The sequence below is a fragment of the Chitinophaga sp. CF118 genome (assembly GCF_900112615.1).
Taxonomy (GTDB): Bacteria; Bacteroidota; Bacteroidia; order Chitinophagales; family Chitinophagaceae; genus Chitinophaga.
Genome location: NZ_FOMK01000003.1, coordinates 398,040 through 417,149, shown reverse-complemented (window position 1 = coordinate 417,149; position 19,110 = coordinate 398,040). Strand labels below are relative to the sequence as shown.

Annotated in this window: 11 protein-coding genes; 7 read left to right on the top strand and 4 right to left on the bottom strand. The window is 43.1% G+C overall.

The window, feature by feature from the left end:
- The first annotated feature begins 205 nt into the window (after window positions 1–205).
- The 5 genes from BM176_RS14000 (at window position 206) to BM176_RS13980 (ending at window position 6,145) form a co-directional block, all read left to right on the top strand.
- Window positions 206–2,344, top strand: a complete 2,139-nt coding sequence (locus BM176_RS14000; RefSeq protein WP_090103990.1) for a M43 family zinc metalloprotease — start codon at window positions 206–208, stop codon at window positions 2,342–2,344.
- Window positions 2,341–3,519: an aminofutalosine synthase MqnE gene (gene mqnE / locus BM176_RS13995; protein ID WP_090103988.1), complete on the top strand. Its 1,179-nt coding sequence runs from the start codon at window positions 2,341–2,343 to the stop codon at window positions 3,517–3,519. Before BM176_RS14000 ends, mqnE begins: the two co-directional genes overlap by 4 nt.
- Before the next feature lie 16 nt (window positions 3,520–3,535).
- A complete protein-coding gene (locus BM176_RS13990) occupies window positions 3,536–4,072 on the top strand; it encodes a DUF192 domain-containing protein (protein WP_090103987.1) in 537 nt (178 codons plus the stop codon).
- A gap of 312 nt (window positions 4,073–4,384) precedes the next feature.
- Complete coding sequence (locus BM176_RS13985) at window positions 4,385–4,660, top strand: RNA recognition motif domain-containing protein (RefSeq protein ID WP_090103985.1); 276 nt, start codon at window positions 4,385–4,387, stop codon at window positions 4,658–4,660.
- A gap of 54 nt (window positions 4,661–4,714) precedes the next feature.
- Complete coding sequence (locus BM176_RS13980) at window positions 4,715–6,145, top strand: sigma-54-dependent transcriptional regulator (RefSeq protein ID WP_090103983.1); 1,431 nt, start codon at window positions 4,715–4,717, stop codon at window positions 6,143–6,145.
- Window positions 6,146–6,176: 31 nt separating this feature from the next.
- Here BM176_RS13980 and BM176_RS13975 read toward each other — a convergent pair whose 3' ends face one another.
- Window positions 6,177–8,453 carry a DUF7133 domain-containing protein gene (locus BM176_RS13975; protein ID WP_090103981.1) on the bottom strand — a complete coding sequence of 759 codons (2,277 nt, stop codon included), beginning with the start codon at window positions 8,451–8,453 and terminating at the stop codon, window positions 6,177–6,179.
- Between the two features lie 132 nt (window positions 8,454–8,585).
- Between BM176_RS13975 and BM176_RS13970 the strand changes: the two genes are divergently transcribed.
- Window positions 8,586–9,848: a NupC/NupG family nucleoside CNT transporter gene (locus BM176_RS13970; RefSeq protein ID WP_090103979.1), complete on the top strand. Its 1,263-nt coding sequence runs from the start codon at window positions 8,586–8,588 to the stop codon at window positions 9,846–9,848.
- 116 nt (window positions 9,849–9,964) lie between these two features.
- Here BM176_RS13970 and BM176_RS13965 read toward each other — a convergent pair whose 3' ends face one another.
- Both BM176_RS13965 and smc read right to left on the bottom strand, forming a co-directional pair.
- The gene (locus BM176_RS13965; RefSeq protein WP_090103977.1) at window positions 9,965–10,360 is read right to left on the bottom strand and encodes a DUF4259 domain-containing protein; all 396 of its coding nucleotides are present in this window, start codon (window positions 10,358–10,360) and stop codon (window positions 9,965–9,967) included.
- A 41-nt stretch (window positions 10,361–10,401) separates the two neighbouring features.
- Window positions 10,402–13,932, bottom strand: coding sequence for a chromosome segregation protein SMC (smc, locus tag BM176_RS13960; RefSeq protein WP_090103974.1), 3,531 nt, complete (start codon window positions 13,930–13,932; stop codon window positions 10,402–10,404).
- Between the two features lie 311 nt (window positions 13,933–14,243).
- Between smc and BM176_RS13955 the strand changes: the two genes are divergently transcribed.
- Window positions 14,244–16,472 carry an FUSC family protein gene (locus BM176_RS13955; RefSeq protein ID WP_090103972.1) on the top strand — a complete coding sequence of 743 codons (2,229 nt, stop codon included), beginning with the start codon at window positions 14,244–14,246 and terminating at the stop codon, window positions 16,470–16,472.
- An 839-nt stretch (window positions 16,473–17,311) separates the two neighbouring features.
- Here the strand turns inward: BM176_RS13955 and bshC are convergent.
- Window positions 17,312–18,907 (bottom strand): bacillithiol biosynthesis cysteine-adding enzyme BshC, encoded by a 1,596-nt coding sequence (bshC, locus tag BM176_RS13950; RefSeq protein WP_090103971.1) that lies wholly within the window; start codon window positions 18,905–18,907, stop codon window positions 17,312–17,314.
- Window positions 18,908–19,110 lie beyond the last annotated feature (203 nt).

Genomic DNA, 19,110 nt, shown 5'->3' with positions numbered 1-19,110 from the left:
AAATTACTAATTGCGGTTGATAATACGAAAATTTGCAATATTGCGTTTAACCAGGTACATTACAATATTCCATATTGTTTTAATGCAATTTGGCTGTCGGAATAATCCTTTTCGCAGATTCGGTATATAGGATCTGCTAAAGAGATTGTAACTTTCTCTGAAAGTTTACGGATAAGCTGCTAATTTTAACATACAAACTTGAACATTGCGCAATTTTACCCTCTTTATCCTGACTATTTTCTATGCATTCCCCGTTTTTGCCCAACGTAATTGTGGTACAGAAACTGCTGTCCTGCAAAAGATCCAGGATAATCCTGCCTTATTACAGGTACGTCAGCAATTGGAAACCCGTCTCAGAGAAGCTACCTTACGAATCAAGCAAAACAAAGCATTGCTGAAAACTACTTACAGTACCATTACTATCCCCGTAGTCGTGCACATTGTGCTGAAAAACCCTGCAGTTGTGACGGATGCACAGATACTTTCCCAGATAGACGTCCTGAACAAAGACTATATCGCAGCCAATACAGACATCTCAGCCCTGCCGGCTGCATGGCAGCCCCTGGTAGGTAATTCCGGGATTCAGTTCTGTATGGCACAACGTACCCCTGATGGTAGTCCGACCAACGGTATCGAAAGGGTTACTACTACTAAAACTAACTTCAGCATCAATAATGCTGGACAGGCGGTTAAATCTACCACCACCGGCGGTGCTGATATATGGGATAGCCAGCGTTACCTGAATATTTGGGTATGTGATCTCGCTAATAACTATCTGGGCGTAGCTACCATACCCGGCTTATATAGTGCTGACCAGGAAGGTGTTGTTGTAGATTATACAGCCTTTGGCAACACAGGTACTGCAGCTGCTCCTTATAATAAAGGACGTACCGCAGTGCATGAAATAGGCCATTATTTTTCCTTACGCCATATATGGGGAGATGAATCTGCCTGTGCACAGGACGATGGTATTGATGATACTCCTTTACAGGGTGACAATACTTACGGCTGCCCCGTTTTCCCGAAAGTGGACAGCTGCTCTAAAACTTCTCCGGGGGTCATGTTCAACAACTACATGGATTACTCAGATGATGTTTGTATGCTTTTGTTCACCTCCGATCAGGTAGACCGTATGCGTGTTTCCCTGAATGACGATCATCCCGGCCTACTTACCTCAGATGGCTGTGTGCCATTAAACCTGCTGTCGAACGATGCGATGATTCAGAAGGTAATTACTCCCACAGGGCAAATCTGCGAAAACAGTATTACGCCACTTGTCATATTGAAAAATCAGGGTTTAACTACTCTGACCTCCGTAAAGATCAGCTACCAGACAGATAATAATACCGAACAGTCGTATAACTGGACAGGTAGCCTGGCTGCGCTTAAAACAGATACTGTTTACCTGCCGGACAGCGCTCCCGGAGAAGGACCTAACCTGCTGAAGGCTTACACCTCTCAGCCCAATGGCATTGAAGACGAAGATCCTTCTAATGATACCGCTTCGCTCGCCTTTCAGTACTATGCAGATGGGGCTCTCCCCCTCTCAGAAGGTTTTGAAGGCACCACCTTTCCACCAACAGGCTGGGAAATAAAGAATTATGATAACAGCTATACCTGGGAAGTGACCACCGATGCAGCCAAATCCGGTAGCAAATCTATTGTGATGCACAACCTGGCGTATGATGTAAATGATGAGATAGATGATATCTTCTCTCCACAGATCGATCCTACAGGTAAAGATTCGATATTCCTGTTCTTTGATGTAGCAGCAGCGTCTTACTCCGGAGCAAACAGTAATAATAATCTGCTGTGGGACAGTCTCCTGGTGCTCACTACTTCTGACTGTGGTATAACATTCGACAGTGCATATAAAAAGGGCGGTCCTAATTTTCTAACACATAAACAAGCGGTTGAGACAGAATACATTCCTACAGCTTCCGAATGGCGCAAAGACTCTGTGAACCTGACTCCCATCATCAAAAAGGGCAAGTTCCGCGTGGTTTTCCGGAATATCAGCAATGCAGAGAACAATATCTACCTGGATAATATCAATCTGGTAACTAAAAACACCCTGCCTTACCTGAAAGAACATGGATATACAGTTGGTCCTGTGCCTGTTAGCGATCAGCTGTTCATTACCTTCCTTGAGGCCCCCGCCAACCTGGATTATATAGCCATCTATAATAGTTCAGGACAACAAATCGCAAAACAGCGTGGGGCGTCCGTTAATAGCAGCAACCGTTTCATCTTTGATTTGGTAAATGAGCCAAATGGTATTTATTTTGTAAAATTAATCTACAGGAATTCGGTTAAGACTATTAAAATAACAAAAGTGCGATGACGACTACAAATGATTTTCCTGCTGTAGACACATTACTGCAGGATGCCAGACTGGATAAAGAATTGAAGATCATAGGTGAAAAGGTATTAGCATCAGAAAGATTGACACCGGAAGATGGTTTGTTGTTATTCGAAAAAGGAGAACTCGGCTTACTTGGAGCACTGGCAAACATGGTGCGGGTACGCAAACATGGTGATAAAACCTTCTTCAACCGCAATTTTCATATAGAACCTACTAACGTATGCGTTTTTACATGTAAGTTCTGCTCCTACTCACGTCTTTACAAGAATCGTGAAGATGGTTGGGAATTAAGTATCGAAGAGATGCTGGACATTGTAAAAAAGTATGATAATCAACCGGTAACAGAAGTCCACATTGTGGGTGGTGTTCATCCTAAAATGAATATGGATTACTTCTGCGAACTGATTGAAAAGATAAAGAAACATCGTCCGAACCTTCATCTGAAAGGATTCACAGCGGTGGAACTGGATTACATGTTCCGCAAAGCTAAACTGACAGTTGAAGAAGGTATGCGGAGGCTGAATCAAGCCGGTTTACAGTCATTACCAGGTGGTGGTGCTGAAATCTTTCATCCCGATATCCGTGCACAGATTGCACATGATAAAGTAGATGCAGACGGATGGCTGGCTATTCACAAAGCAGCCCACCAGCTGAATATGCATACCAATGCCACAATGCTGTATGGTCACATTGAAAAATATGAGCATCGCATAGATCATATGGAACGTCTTCGCTCCCTGCAGGACGAAACGCATGGTTTCCAGACTTTTATCCCACTCAAATTCCGTAACAAAGACAATGAAATGTCTCATGTACCGGAAGCATCAATTATAGAAGACCTGAAACTGTATTCAGTTGCCAGATTGTACATGGATAACTTCCCTCACCTGAAGGCTTACTGGCCGATGCTGGGAAGAAATACAGCGCAGCTCACCCTTTCTTTTGGTGTAAATGACCTTGACGGTACTATTGACGATACCACCAAAATCTACTCAATGGCAGGATCCGAAGAACAGACACCTGCTATGAACACGGCGCAACTCGCTATGCTCATTAAGCAGGCCGGCAGAAGACCTGTAGAAAGAGATACCTTATATAATGAGATCAGGGATTATACGGATGTAGAATTTACAGAGGAAGAACTAGCCAGTTGATCATAACAACAGCAATATGATGTCTTCTAAATGGTTATTTCAATTAGGACTTTGCCTTTACATTGGCGGATGTCAGAACAATGCTAATCGGGCTGGTCAACACTCCCAACAGAGCACTGTTGCAACCATGACAGAAAGTGGGCCTAAGTTCACTAAGGAGGGAGAATTGTATTTTCTCAGCAAGGTCAACAATGATACCCTCCGTAAAATTGATATTGAACTTGCTACGAGTGCCCAGGAAAGAGCGCAGGGGCTGATGGATAGAAAGTCAATGACAGATGATCAGGGGATGTTGTTTATTTTTCCGGCTGCTGAACAACAGGCGTTCTGGATGAAAAACACCTATATTTCGCTGGACATTATTTACCTCGATGATCACAAAGAAATAGTATCTGTACAAAAATATACCACTCCTCTTTCTGAAGAAAGTCTGCCATCGTTTATGAAAGCACAGTATGTGCTGGAAGTAAATGCTGGTTTTTGTGATAAATACCATATTGCATATGGCGATAAGATAACGTTTGTTGAAAAAAAGCCAGGGGCCGTTTTATAGCAAATAAGAGTATAGGGTACCCTTACCGGTTTTATTTTTGATTTTATCCTCCTAATGATTTATCTGGCGTTATTTTCGATACCTTTACGCTGTTATAGAAATACTAAGTTCTCTTACATTCCTGCTATTAGTCGCGCGTTGCTTCTTGCAGCCATATTATTGAATTTGCTCGTTTTTATCTCCCAATCAGTCCTCTAACGAGATCAGTCCGTATTAAAAACTATGTAACGATGATTATAGTCATTCTTTCATTGGTAATCGGTTCCTGGCATTACGTTTCCTACTCGAATCTTCTCACTTAAAATAAATATCATGACAATTTATGTTTCAAACCTCATGTCTCAGATCAATGAGGAAGAATTGAAGAAAGCATTTTCCGTTTATGGAACTGTTGCTTCTTGTAAAATCATTGGGGACAAATTTACCGGCGTATCCCGTGGATTTGGCTTTATAGAAATGTCAAAGGATGAAGAAGGTAATAAAGCAATAAAAGAACTGGATGGAACAAATATGGGTGGTAGAAATATCTCCGTCGCTGTTGCCAAAGAACGCGTTGACCGCTCCTTTCCTTCCGGTAGAAGCTACTAGTAAGACTCTCCATAAAAGACATCCTGATAAAATTTCCCCCAATAACTTGAATCTATGAAAAACATACTCATAATCGATGATGAGATCCACACATGTACATTACTGCGTAAGATCCTGATCAAAGAAGGTTTTGACGTAGATGTGACCATGTCTGGAAGTACAGCCCTTAAAATGGTAAAAGAGAAACACTATCAGGTTGTCTTTTGTGATTATCGTCTTAAAGACAAAGAAAAAGACGGGGCAACACTTTCCCGCGAAATTAATCTACTCAATCCTCACACCGCCATCATCATTATGACAGGCTATCCTGATGTAAGGATCGCGATCCAGTTCATCAGGAACGGGGTGTATGATTATATTACAAAACCCCTGAATGCAGAGCAGATCGTATTGCTGGCCAACAAAGCATACCTTCATGTTAATAATATCCGGGACAATAATGATCCGATAGCTACTACTGTTGTTACCATATCAACAGTAGTAAATGCACAGGGAAAACTTCATGAATCAGAACACGTATTTGGTAATAGCAGTGCTTCCAAAGAACTGCATCAGCAGATCAATCTGATCGCTCCTACAAATTACAGTGTGATCATTTTCGGAGAAACCGGTACAGGTAAAGAATCTGTTGCCCGTTTGATCCACAGCCGCAGTAAACGAAGTACAATGCCTTTCGTTGCACTGGATTGCGGAAGCCTGACAAACGAACTCGCCGCAAGTGAATTATTCGGTCATCAGAAAGGGGCATTCACAGGTGCTATCAATGCAAATACCGGAGCATTTCAGCAAGCAAATGGTGGTACGCTTTTCCTTGACGAAGTAGCCAATCTTTCTTATAACATCCAGGTAGCTTTATTACGGGTGATGCAGGAAAGAGTAGTGCGCCCCGTTGGTAGTTCTATTGAAATACCGGTAGATATCAGGATCATTGTTGCATCAAATGAAAACCTCCCACAAGCTATCTCCCAGGGCAAATTCAGAGAAGATCTGTTTTACAGGCTGAATGAATTCACATTGACGGTCCCCCCTTTACGCAACAGACTGGAAGACCTCCCCCTGTTTGTTGAAACATTTGTAAAAGAAACAGAAAATGAACTGCAGCGTAAATCCGGTCCACTCTCTCCGGAACTACTGGCGTACTTCAACACTTATAGCTGGCCCGGAAATATCCGCGAATTAAAGAATGTAATCCGGAGAGCCTGTCTGTTAACACCAGCCAATGATACAATAGACCTGCAGGTTCTACCGGAGGAAATGATAGATCTGCATAAGCCTGTACAAAAGAAAGTCGAAAAAGTGAACCCGCCGGTGCAGGATAACAATCTTAATCTGAAGGCAATTGCCAAACAGGCAGAACACGAAAAGATTATGACTGTACTGCGCGAAGTGAAATTTAATAAAACAAAGGCGGCAAGACTGATGAATATTGACCGCAAAACACTGTATAATAAACTCCAGTTACTGGATATAAAATTTAAAATATAATTACACGCAACACAATGCTGGCAAGAACATTTTATTTACCCAACTCTTCTATAGTAAAAGATTTTTGCCGGCCTTTATATTGTTTTCTTACATCCTGAATATCTTTTTCTGTGACTACAGAAGACTGGTTATTCCAGCAGTTACGAATAAAATTCAATACCTCAGCAATATCCTTATCAGAAAACTCATCATTACTACCAATACCCGGCATATCGCCACTTATTTCAGGAGCTTTATACAGTTTTCCTCCCACTTCTACCGGTCCGGTAAGGCCATACAACACAATAGAGATTAAACGGTGCTTATCTCCAGTAACAACGCCAGACTGATTCAATGGAGGTGCCAGGGATTGAATCCCGTTACCATCAGCTCCGTGACAGGTTTGACAAACGGTTTTGAACAATATCGTACCACGCGGGTAGTGCTTTTGGAGCCCGGCAGTCATCTTTTCATTCCGATGACTCTCAATATCTTTCAGCACCAGGGCCAGTCGTTTTGAAATCACCTGCGAAGTATCAGGATTCCAGGTTTTTATTAATTGTTGCAAAACACCTTCTTTACCAGCGGCATTGCTGATAATAGCATCTGCCACATACCGGTCATTCGCATAACGTTTTATCAATTCCAGCTGCATAGAAGCTGCCTCTTGAGCAGGTAATACCGGCAATAGCAAAGCGATATAAGGTGCCAGGAATACATTCTGTCCCAGTCCGGTCAGCGCCGACGAGATCTGCTTCCCGTTAGTTTCTGCAATCACGGAAGGTAAGGCCGCCAATGCCTGTGCCTGTAAATAAGGATTCTTCTGCTGTAATAATAATTGAAGATCTGTGAAATCCAATACTCCTAACCCTTCCAGGGTCCACAATGCATGCATCAGTCCATTCACAGCATCTGTTCTGTGAAGCCGTTCCCTGAGAGCTGGTATTAATGCAGTATAATGATGATCGACGATCATCTGCTGAGCCTTGTCCCTAATCCAGCCATTGGGATGATCAAGGGATGCCAGTAGTTTTGCCGGATCGTTCTCCACTATTACAGGAGACACTTTTGTATGAGCCGGTACTACTCTGTAGATACGACCACAATTCAGGGGGTTCGTGAGGTTGCGGCTCTTAATTTCATTTTTTAGATATGGTGTAAGATATGTTTTATGCTGAATGATTCCCCTATACATATCCACGACGTACAAAGCTCCATCCGGAGCATCATACAGGCTTACCGGACGAAATCGCTCATCATCACTGGCCAGGAACTCCCGTTTATGATCTGCCTGTTGACCTTTCACAATGTAACCACTATCCTGGATGATATTCCGCTTCACCAGATTGCCGGATGGTTCAGCTACGAACACATTATTATCATATGTTTTGCCCAGGAGCTGCCCTCTGTATACCAGCGGACTACAAGCTGCTGTCATTTCACGCAGTCGCAGGCTATCATCCAATATGCCCTTCATATATCCCCGGTTTACGCCAGTAGTTGCCCTGATGGGATACACATGATTGTCCGGCACGATCTTCTCGTTATATCCCGCTACATTCCTCTGCTGCGGATTATGTGCCCCCAACCCCGGCGGGAAATAATCTCCAAGCAGATTCTCTGAATTATTGTTATAAAACAGGCGGCCATAATTATCCTGTGAAAGCCCCCACTGACCCCGAAAATGAGTGTCCTCCTTCAGCCATTTATTCCCCACCTTCCTGTATCGCTTGTCCGACTTTGCATTATAGATCCAGTTGTCCATTGCCCTTAATAAGCCATTGGGCTGATGCTCTACATTTCCTCCCTCCGTATATTTATCATCAACGAGTGTACGTTTACCCGGTTTATCATCATTGATCTCCACAAACCATAACCTGGGCGGTTCTGCCAACAACAGGCCATTCTCTACTAAACAGACAGCCCTGGGTAACACCAGCGAATCCAGGAACACTTTACGTGAATCTGCCACTCCATCTTTATCGGTATCTTCCAGGATCACCACTTTCCCGTTAGGAATATCTTCACCTGTACCACTGGTATCCGGCATATAGCCGGTCATTTCCACCACCCACATACGTCCTTTTTCATCAAATGTCATGGCCACTGGAACGGTTACCAGCGGCTCTGCGGCCACCAGTTGCACTTCCAGTCCTTTTTCCACTTCCATATGCCCGATAGCTGTTTTGGCATCCAAAACAGGTGACTCTGCATATTTTTCTCTGATAGCCAGTGAATCTGCTATATGCTTATTCTGCTTTTTTGTACCATTGCAGGCACTCATAAATAAGACGGCTCCCAATCCCAGTATATAGATTCCGTATTTCATCTTTTAAATCGATTGTAATCTCAAAATATAAATTAATCACGAATTATAAATTGAGTAGTTATGAATGGTAACTATTGACATTTTAGAATTAGTTTTTTTTATCTTCGCTCATTACCATTATCTAACTCGCTTATGGAACGTTTTCAGGGTATTTTCGGTATTATTCTCATCCTGGGACTCGCTTATCTATGCTCAAACAACAGGAAAAAGATCAATTTCCGGCTGGTGGTCAGCGGAATCTCTTTACAAATATTAATAGCCCTGCTCATTTTTAAAGTAGGACCCGTATTCTGGTTTTTCCAGCAATTAGGCAAGGCTATGGGTAAACTGGAACAGTTTGCCCGTGAAGGAGCCGCTTTCGTATATGGAGGGATTGCAGTGGAACAGGCACCCGGTACTATAGGAAACTTTGTAAGCGGAGGTTTTGTATTTGCATTTAATATTACTGCTGCCATCATCCTGGTATGCTCACTGGTGGCAATTCTCTACCATTTCGGTATCATGCAGAAGATAGTAGCAGTCATTGCACGTGCCATGAACGTAATCATGCGGGTGAGTGGTGCAGAAGCCCTCAGCAATGTGGCCAGTGCCTTTGTTGGACAAATTGAAGCCCAGGTAATGATTCGTCCTTATCTGGACACCATGACTAAAAGTGAACTACTGGCTTCTATGAGTGGTAGTCTGGCATGTATTGCGGGCGGAATCCTGGTGGTATATTCCAACATGGGCGCCGCAGCAGGTATGGAACTGGCTCCAAAACTGATCACGGCCAGCCTGATGGCAGCACCTGGTGCACTGGTCATCGCTAAGATCGTTTTCCCCGAAACAGAGAAGAGCCAGACAATGGACAGGGTGAAACTGGAAGTGAAAAGTCAGTATGTGAACGTGATAGATGCCATCACTCATGGTGCCGGCGACGGATTTAAAATAGCCATGAACGTAATAGCCATGATTATTGGCTTTATTGCTCTCATAGCTTTTCTCGATTGGGGGCTGCTCAAAATCGGGCATCTCTGCCACCTGGGTTTTGATCTGAGCCTTAACTGGATTTTCGGGAAGCTCTTCTACCCTATTGCCTGGGCAATGGGAGTACCCAACCAGGATGTAAACAGCGTAGCTACCCTCCTGGGACAGAAACTCACTATCAACGAATTTGTTGCATTCAAACACCTTACAGATAAGACGGTTCCTATCCTAACAGAAAAGGGATTGCTGATTGTAAGTATCGCTATCTGCGGGTTTGCGAATTTCAGTAGCGTAGGGATGCAGATAGGTGGTATTGGCGTACTAGCACCAAAAAGACGTGCAGATCTGGCCAGCCTGGGCTTAAAAGCCTTGTTCTGCGGTACGCTTGCATCCTACCTGTCAGCCACTATTGCAGGAATATTAATCTGATGAAATCTATATTAATAAACCCCGGCTCCTGAAGGAACCGGGGAATAAAATATTCAAATCTGCTATAAACAGCAGACTCCTTCCGGAGCCTTCATAGCGATTGTATTCTAATTTAATTATCCTAATCTTTTCTGCAGATCTTCCAGCACAGCTACCCATGCTTCCAGGTCACCGGCTTCAGTCCACTGTTCCTTCAGTTCTGACTCATTCTTAACTCTTTCTACTGCCTGAATAGCCAGTTTCTTCAGCGCAGGAGCTGCCAGCAATTGCAGGTTATCCAGGTTATCGAGTGGATCTTCAGGAAAATCTTCGCTCGCCTTACCTGCCAATGCAGCTACTACTTCAGCCGCCGCCAGTGCTTCTTCACATTCAGAAGCAGCCACTACGCCTTCCTTATTAACAGTAAACTGCAACGTGTCGGCAACCAGGCCGCCATCGTTATTTTCCATCATTTCAAATATCCAATCTTGTGAACCGTCATTTTCAAAGTTCCTGGTGCCCCATGTGCCCATGATATTAATTTTTTGTTTGGTTTCTTAATTAATTAATTCGGTTAGTTCAGACTTCTAAAATCCACCGGTACCAGTTTGCTTACACCAGCTTCCTGCATGGTAACACCATAGATCACATCTACAGCCGCCATCGTCTGTTTATTATGTGTTACTATGATGAATTGAGAGTTGTCTGAGAACTTACGTATCATATTGGTAAACTTACCCACATTCGCATCATCCAACGGCGCGTCCACCTCATCCAGGATACAGAATGGTGCCGGCTTAATCAGATAAATTGCAAACAGCAATGCTGTTGCTGTGAGTGTTTTCTCACCACCGCTCAGCTGTGTAATAGCTGCCGGACGTTTACCTTTTGGTTTGGCGATGATTTCAATGCCTGTATCTGCCAGATTTCCCGGATCGTTCAGAATCATGTCACACTCATCCTCCTCAGTAAACAATGCCTTGAATACACGGGCAAAGTTTTCTTTCACCTGGTTGAATGTATCCAGGAATTTCTGGTTAGCAGTCGATTCCACTTCCTGGATCGTAGCCATCAGGGATTCCTTTGCACTTACCAGGTCATTCTTTTGTTCCAGAATGAACTCATAACGCTTCTTCATTTCCTGGTAGGCCTCAATAGCCGTAGGGTTGATTTCTCCCATGTTTTCCAGGCGCTTTTTCAGTCTCTCCGCACTACCCTGAAGTTCATCCACTGGCAAGGTAGAATTTCGCTGTTCGTCCAGGATCTCATCCAGGTTCACTTTAAACTCCACACTCAGTCTTTCTTTCATAGAAGAAAGCTGCAATTTAAGATCGTTCACTTTATCTTTGATCACAGTGAGTGCTTGTTCCAACTGATCTTTTGCACGCTGTTTGGCACGCAATGTCGTTTCTTTTTCCTGTAACTGGTTACGAAAGTTGTAGTATTCCTGGTCTTTCTCATTCAGGTCTTTCTCCTCTTCTTCTTTTTTACGGAACAGGTCTATCAGCCCATCTTCCGCATCTCCCAGTTTATCCTGTGCAGCAGCGATATTAGCTACCGCATCTTCCAGTTGTGATTTGTTGCTTGTGATCTGTACATGCAGATCTGCCAGTTGCTTGCGCTTGAATTCAAGTTCCTGCCTTAACGCCTGCACCTTACTCTGCTGGCGGGTATGTTGCAGGTTCTGGTTATTGAACTGCACATTGGCCTGATTAAACTGCTGTTCTGCATCAGATGCCTCTCTTTCAACGGCAGTAATATTATCATGCAGTGCATGTACTTTTTCATTCAGGTCGTCCAGCTCTTCCTTTACACCGGAAATGCTTTCCTGGTTGGTTTCCAGCGACAGCTGCATTTCCGCCAGACGCTTATCGCCGGTTTCTATCAGGTGACGGAAGTTCTCAATACGATTCTGTAACCCAAATACCTGGTTATTCAGCTGGTTGATCTTTTCACGTGCCTGGTTGATCTTATTTTCATTCAGCTGACTGTTATACCCCAGTACCTGGTTGTGTTTATCCTGGATTTGTTCACGCAGGCTGGCTACGATTGTTTCCAGCGATTTAATCTCTTCATCCAGTTTTTCCAGGTTCTTGGCACGGCCCAGTTTCTTACCTTCAAATAATCCTACAGATCCACCGCTGAAGCTATATTTGCCGCGATGCATCCGTCCGCTCTTCTCAATGATCAGTACATCCTGGTCTGCCAGTTTATCAAATTCCAGCGCACTAACATCTTCGGAAATGAACACCTTACCCAGGAGGTAGTTGCCCAATCCTTTATACTTCTCATCTATCTCTACCACATCAAGTGCAGAAATGGCACCCGGAGGAGTGAACAGCGCACCACTCTGGTGGTTGAACTGATCCAGTATGAAGAAGTTAGCCTTTCCTTTTTTATTCTCATCCAGCAGGCGGATGGCTTGTATAGCCTCTGCTGCATTATTTACTACGTAATAGTTCAGATAAGGCTCAAGCAGATTTTCCACGCAGGTACGATAATCTTCTTTACAGAAGAAAATATCACTGAGGATAGGTGCTTTATTATTCCAGTCGGTGTTCTTTTTAAGGAACTTAATACTTTCCGGGTAACCTTCCAGGCTATCTACGAGCGACTTTAACAGGTCGTACTCATTCTTTTTCTGATCCAGTGTACGGTTCTCATTCACCAGTTTATCCCGCAACCCTTCGATTTCTCCCTGGGTAGCCAGGATCTTGGCTTTGGTTTCTTCCTGGAACTGTACCATATCATCCAGATCTGCTTTACTGTCCTGTACAGTATCCTGCAGGCTCAGTTTTTCTTCTTCCAGCTGGGAGATCTGTAACTGACGGTTTGCTTTCTCCTCCTGTAACTGTTGAATACCACGTTGCAGGTTCTGTACAGAAGTATCCGCTACAGCGACTTTCTTTTCCGCTTCAAACTGCTGGCGTTGCCATTGCTGCTGATCACGGCGCAGATTTTCGAGAGAGAGTTTTTTCTGATGAAACAGGTCTTTCTTCTCATCCACCATTTCGTGCAATCCTTCCAGTTGATCCTGTAAAGATTCAAACACTTCCTGTTCCTCTTCTACCTGTTTATCTGTAAAGGCAATAGAATCACTCAGGCCCTGCAATTGTCCTTCAGCATTAGTTAGGAACTGGCTGATACTCCTTTCTCTTTCTTTTAAATATGTTAATTGTTGAGTAGCCAGGTTTTTATCATTCTCTTTGGTACGGATAGTGGATACCAGTTCATTAAATGATTTTTGTAATACCTGCAGTTCTCTTTCTTTGGCAACAAAATGCAGCTTATCTTCTTCCACACTCGCTTCATCTGTTGCGATCTCAGCTTCCAGTGCTGTTTTGCGGTCGCTCTCCTGCTGTTGCTGATCTGTCAGCTCTTTAAAGTTGATATTAAACCCTTCCAGCGCAGCTTTCGCCAGCTCTATGCTGATTTCACGGTATTCTTTCTTTATTTCAAAAAAGCGTTCTGCTTTACGGGCCTGACTTTCTACTGTTTTCAGGTTGTTATTGATCTCGAATAACAGGTCTTCAATACGGTTCAGATCACCTTCCGTAGCATCCAGCTTGGATTTAGCTTCTTTTTTACGTGTTTTATAGATAGAGATCCCGGCAGCCTGTTCCAACATGCGGCGACGGCTGTTCTCTTTATCTTTAATAATATCATCCACCATTCCAAGCTCAATGATAGCATAGGAATCCGTACTTACCCCTGTATCCATAAAGAGGTTATGGATATCTTTCAGACGGCAGGCCACATCATTCAGGCGATATTCACTATCGCCGTTTTTATAAAATTTCCGGGTGATGGTAACGGTGGTAAATTCTGTAGGCAGTACATTGCGGGTGTTCTCAAACGTCAGGCTCACTTCCGCCATACCACTGGCAGAGCGACTTTTCGAGCCATTGAACACCAGCCCCGACTGATTCTCAGAACGCAGGTTACTGATCTTATGCTCTCCTATCACCCAGCGGATGGAGTCAATAATATTACTTTTGCCGCAACCGTTTGGTCCTATTACACCCGTAACACCTTCGTCAAAATGCAGGACGGTTTTGTCAGCAAAACTTTTGAAGCCTTTAATTTCTAATGTTTTTAAACGCACAATCGCTTCGCTTTGTTTTTTAAGCCGTCAAAGATAACTATGATTTCTTTGATTTAAGACCCGGATTTCCCGGCATTCATCATGTCAACGGCCTGGTAATGAAAAATGTTTCTGATTATCAGTGTCTTAAAACTATTTATTACTAATTATTTTTCCAAAGAAAACAGTATTTTATCAGAGAATTAAATATTTATTTTAATTTAATTATACACATCTGTGTATAAATTCCACGAAAAGTGATGTAGAATGATGAGTAATAATGACTAATTCTACTTTGTAATTGAATTAACTTTGCATATATTTTTCTATACATGCGGCATTGGATCCAGGAAGTCAGGAATTTCATTTACAGCTACCATTTCAGCACGGGATTGCGTACGACCATCAGCGTAGTAGTGCCTTCTGTGGTATTTTCCCTGATGGACAACCTTCCAATGGGCATCGTGGTATCTTTGGGCGCACTTGCAACGGCTTTGTCTGATGTACCGGGAACAGCCCTTCACAAACGTAATGGCATCCTTACCGCTATTGGGTTCATTTTCTTCACTGCACTGGGTACAAGCCTGATAGCCCCCTATCATCTGCTCATGATGGGCTGGATATTAGCCTGCTGCTTCGCTAATGGCATGCTGCTGGTATATGGAAACAGAGGCGGTAACATTGGCATTGCCTGTATGCTGGTGATGGTATCCATTCTGGGAGAAGATCCGCTGCCACCCTCACAAGCGCTGATTCATAGTCTGATAATCACCAGCGGAGGCATATGGTACGGTTTCCTGGCCCTAATTCTATGGCGGATCCGCCCCTACCTTAGCGTACAGCAGATGCTCTCTGAATGTATCACCGAAACAGCAAAATACCTGGAGGTACGGGCCGGTTTCTATGAAAAGAATACAAACCTGGAAGATACTTATAAGTCAGTCCTTGCTCAACAAGTGATTGTAAGCGAAAAACAGGAAGCCGTGAGAGAACTCCTGTTAAAACATCGTTCCGCACAACAAGGTTCCACCAGCATCAACAAAAGCATGGTGCTCATCTTCCTGGATATCGTAGATCTCCAGGAGCAGATTATGGCCTCACAAACAGACTATCAGGCGCTACAGGAATCGTTCAAAGATCTTGACATACTGGATAAATTTCATACCCTGATCCTGAAATTCGTGCAGGATCTGCAACTGATAGGCGAAGCTGTAGCAGCAGGACAACGTTCCTTACCAAAAAATAACCTCCGTTACGAAATAGAAAAAGTACAACGGATAGTGACCGAAATCCGTCAAACACTGCCTACCGTAAAAGAACGTACCCGCCTGATCGTCCTGAATAATATCCTGCACAACCTGCAGGACATGGCACAACGTATATACAACCTTCACCGTCTTACAAGACTGGAAAGGGTAAAAAATGAGAAGATTGATCCACGGCTCGAACTGGCCAGCTTCACAACCCGCAACCGTTATGACTTTGAACCACTTCAGAACAATCTCACATTCGAGTCACATATTTTCAGGCATGCCATCCGACTGAGCCTTGCGGCCCTTTCCGGTTATGTACTGGGACAAGCCCTTCACCTCAATCGCGTGTACTGGATCCTGCTTACAACCATTGTTATCCTGAAGCCCGGCTTCGGGATCAGCAAAACCCGCAGCATCCAGCGACTGATGGGCACTATTCTGGGAGCACTCTTTGCCGCCGGCATCCTCTACCTGACCACAAACGACACCATCATCTTCGTGATCATGCTTGTATGTATCCTGGGTAGTTATAGTTTCATGACACAACAGTATACACTCAGCGTTTTCTTCCTCACGCCGTTTATTATTTTCCTGCTACATTTCCTGCACCCTGCACACCTGCAGTATGTATGGCTGCGGGTAATGGATACCTTCATTGGCGGAGGAATTGCATTCCTCGCAAACATGCTGTTATGGCCCAGCTGGGAGCATAACTATCTTCCTGGTCACATGATCAAAATGGTGAATGATAACAGCGCATATTTTAACCAGGTGATGCGCCTGTTCACAGAGCAGGAATTTATCTTAAATGATTATAAGCTGGCCAGAAAAGAAACAAATGTGAGTGCTGCCAATCTGATGTCGGCCTTCCAGCGGATGCTGTCAGAACCCAAAAGCAAACAGATAAATGCTTCACAGATATATCACTTCGTGGTACTGAACCATTCACTCATGTCACACACCGCTGCACTGGCTAACTATGGCTTGTTGCATGGGGTACATTATCCACGTCCTGAATACAAACTCATTACCAACAACCTGCTGCAGTATTTTTCATGCATCGTACAAATGTTGGAAAAACCAGGTTCAAAACCGGAAACACTACCTGCTGCAATAGAAGCATTTGAAACACTCGACGTTGTACTTGAAAGTCTTTACCAGCGCAGGCAGGAAGAAACCAATCTAGGAAAAGGGAATACGCCTTTGAGAGATGAAATGCTGGAAACAAAACAACTAAGAGATCAGCTGAATGCAATCTTATCCTTACTGAAGGATATGAAGAAAACACTGGATTCCTTAGAGAGGTAATCTTCAAACTCACTCAAATCCTTAAAGTAATTATTCACAATTTGCAGTTCGGTAAGTTTTATTTACCGAACTAAAAATACTGACCACTTCTACCCACATAACTCAAATCTTCTGTCCCGGTAATCCGGAAGATTGCGGAGGCATTAATGTCTTTATTTCTAATTGGTAGTGACTTCGGAGCGACCTCGGGGAGACTTCGGAGCAAGTTGCTAGTGTCTTGCAGGTTTAGTAGGTGGTTAATCGGTGGTTGATCGGTGATTGTTCGATCGTGACCGACCAATCACCGATCAACCACCGATCAACCACCGATCAATCACCTACCAAAGGTGCTACTTACTAGCAAGTTTCCTGGGAGACACTCCCAAGACTCTCCGAACTTAATAACACAACGCTATAAACTCTCAATAACTACTATCCGGTTTCAATAAGAAATTATATTACTAATTGTTGTTTACTATAAAGATTTAGATTCCTGGCTGTTGTTTACGATGATATGACAAGATTCTACTACCCGTTTACGCATATGCATACAAACCTTCTTTCCCGGTTTTTGGGAATCATACTTATTTCAGTTTTGAAAGACTTTCTTGTATAAACTCAATTCAGGAATGAACAAGGCAATATGGAGTTAACGCCTTTTGTCCATCATGATAACCTAAGAACATAAGTTCTTAGCTGCTTGCATTTTTGCAAACTAAGTTCTGGAGTTGGTTTGTAGAAAAATAAGATAGTTATATCACAAATGCTTAATCACAGGAGCATTAGCTGCCTGATTTTTTACTGTAGTATTGATATTAAAAGCATAGAGAATTATCGCAACGACCCTTGCTTTTTATTCTTTACTTCGTATAAATTATTCCAAACTGGTCCGACAACGGATCCAGATGTTCAAGTATCATATCAAAGAAAGCAGGCCCCTGATGAATATACCATGGCATGAAATTCTCTTTCCGTTCCTGTAAAGAATTAGCCGGAAATAACTTCCCTTTCAATGTACGGATCTGCTCCGTTTGCCATGCAAATTTCTTCTTTTCAGCCTTAAGGAATTTATGTTCTAATTTACCGATAGATTTCACCGCTTTATTACGCTCAGAACCTACAGTCGCTTCCAGTGTAACGTCTATATTACGGGCTTTTATCACCAGGTCATCAAATAATTTTTCTATAGCAGCATATTCATCTTTCAACACTAATGAAGCATTTGTATGCTTTTGTACAAAACTGTTCACCAGCGTTTCCACATCACCAAAAAGATCTGTAATATCTAATCCCAGTTTTTGCAAACGCTGTTGGGATTGACTGTCTACCATAAGGAAAGAATTACGCAACACTAATACCGGGAATGGCACCTTATAATGAGCAAATAATTCCTGTAACTCAATCCAGTAAGCGATCTCCCCTCCACCACCAATAAAGGCGATATTAGGCAGGATAGTTTCCTGGAACAACCCACGCAAAATCACATTCGGACTAAATCTTTCGGGATGATTCTGCAACTCCTGTTCCAGTGTAGCTGCTGTAAACTCCAGCGGCATATGCAGTACTTTCCAGTTATCCCCCATTTTCACAATGCGCTCACGTCCTGTTTCCGTAAGATAAAACAGGTTGATCTCCCTTGGATTTGCCTGTACTTTATAATGTTGTGATAAACGTTCTGTTGTGTCATTCACAATCCTGTGCGAATGCTGGTGCAGCAGTTCATCCCGCATAACAGGTACAAACAGCTTCTTAAGCATCGGATTATCAGGAACAAGGGTTACCAGTCCGTAACGACCAAATAACTCATTCACAAGGAATAAAGTAGCATCCTGGATATTCTCCCGTTCAAGGTAAGCTGTACGTAATAATGTGATCAGCTCTTCTGAATAAGCACCATAACCCAATGTGTTTTTTATCGTCTCAATCAGCTCTTCAAAACCTTCCGGCCGCATCCGGCCTACGGCTCCTTGTTGGGAAGTAGGCCAAACTATGTTCTTGCCATCGATGTATACATGTCCCAGTTCATCCAGGTCAGCATCTTCACTGCCCATGTAATAAACAGGTACAAAATTATATTGAGAATACTGCGCTTTCAGTTGATCTGCCAACTTGATAGTTTGCAGGATCTTATATGCAAAGTAGAGATAACCGGTAAAGATATTAGGTTGGTGCGCAGTACAGACGGTAAAAGTATTGGGATCCGCCAGACTGCTGATGTTTGCTTTTACAGCAGCGGAGGTTTCAAGTCCCTGGTATTGCTGTTCCAGTGCCGCTACCAGCGTTTCCCGGTGATGAGGATGAGCCTTTTTAGCTTTGATCACCTCTTCAAACGGTGGTTTGACAGGAGAATATTTATAATAAGGACGAATATGCGGATGTTCTGCCAGGAAATCTACTACCAATTGATTAAAATACCCGGTTTCGCCATACGGGATACTACTTACAGGTTGTTCCATACACTCTCGCTGTTCTTTTGAATGCACGAAGGTAGGGAATGAATTACGAATGATCAATACGAATTAAAGGAAGGTATTATCTGTGGAGCCACTGCGCCATAGATTAAATATAAAAAATTGATATTAAACAACTTGTGACGATAAAATCCACTTCATAAATAGGCATTGTAAGGATGAACGGCACTTAAGGAACTATAAAGCCA

What these genes read in the sequence shown, in the direction of transcription:
- mqnE (WP_090103988.1), top strand. Translation starts at nt 2,341, where the DNA reads ATGACGACTACAAATGATTTTCCTGCTGTAGACACATTACTGCAGGAT.
- BM176_RS13990 (WP_090103987.1), top strand. Translation starts at nt 3,536, where the DNA reads ATGATGTCTTCTAAATGGTTATTTCAATTAGGACTTTGCCTTTACATT.
- BM176_RS13985 (WP_090103985.1), top strand. Translation starts at nt 4,385, where the DNA reads ATGACAATTTATGTTTCAAACCTCATGTCTCAGATCAATGAGGAAGAA.
- BM176_RS13980 (WP_090103983.1), top strand. Translation starts at nt 4,715, where the DNA reads ATGAAAAACATACTCATAATCGATGATGAGATCCACACATGTACATTA.
- BM176_RS13975 (WP_090103981.1), bottom strand. Translation starts at nt 8,453, where the DNA reads ATGAAATACGGAATCTATATACTGGGATTGGGAGCCGTCTTATTTATG.
- BM176_RS13970 (WP_090103979.1), top strand. Translation starts at nt 8,586, where the DNA reads ATGGAACGTTTTCAGGGTATTTTCGGTATTATTCTCATCCTGGGACTC.
- BM176_RS13965 (WP_090103977.1), bottom strand. Translation starts at nt 10,360, where the DNA reads ATGGGCACATGGGGCACCAGGAACTTTGAAAATGACGGTTCACAAGAT.
- BM176_RS13955 (WP_090103972.1), top strand. Translation starts at nt 14,244, where the DNA reads ATGCGGCATTGGATCCAGGAAGTCAGGAATTTCATTTACAGCTACCAT.
- bshC (WP_090103971.1), bottom strand. Translation starts at nt 18,907, where the DNA reads ATGGAACAACCTGTAAGTAGTATCCCGTATGGCGAAACCGGGTATTTT.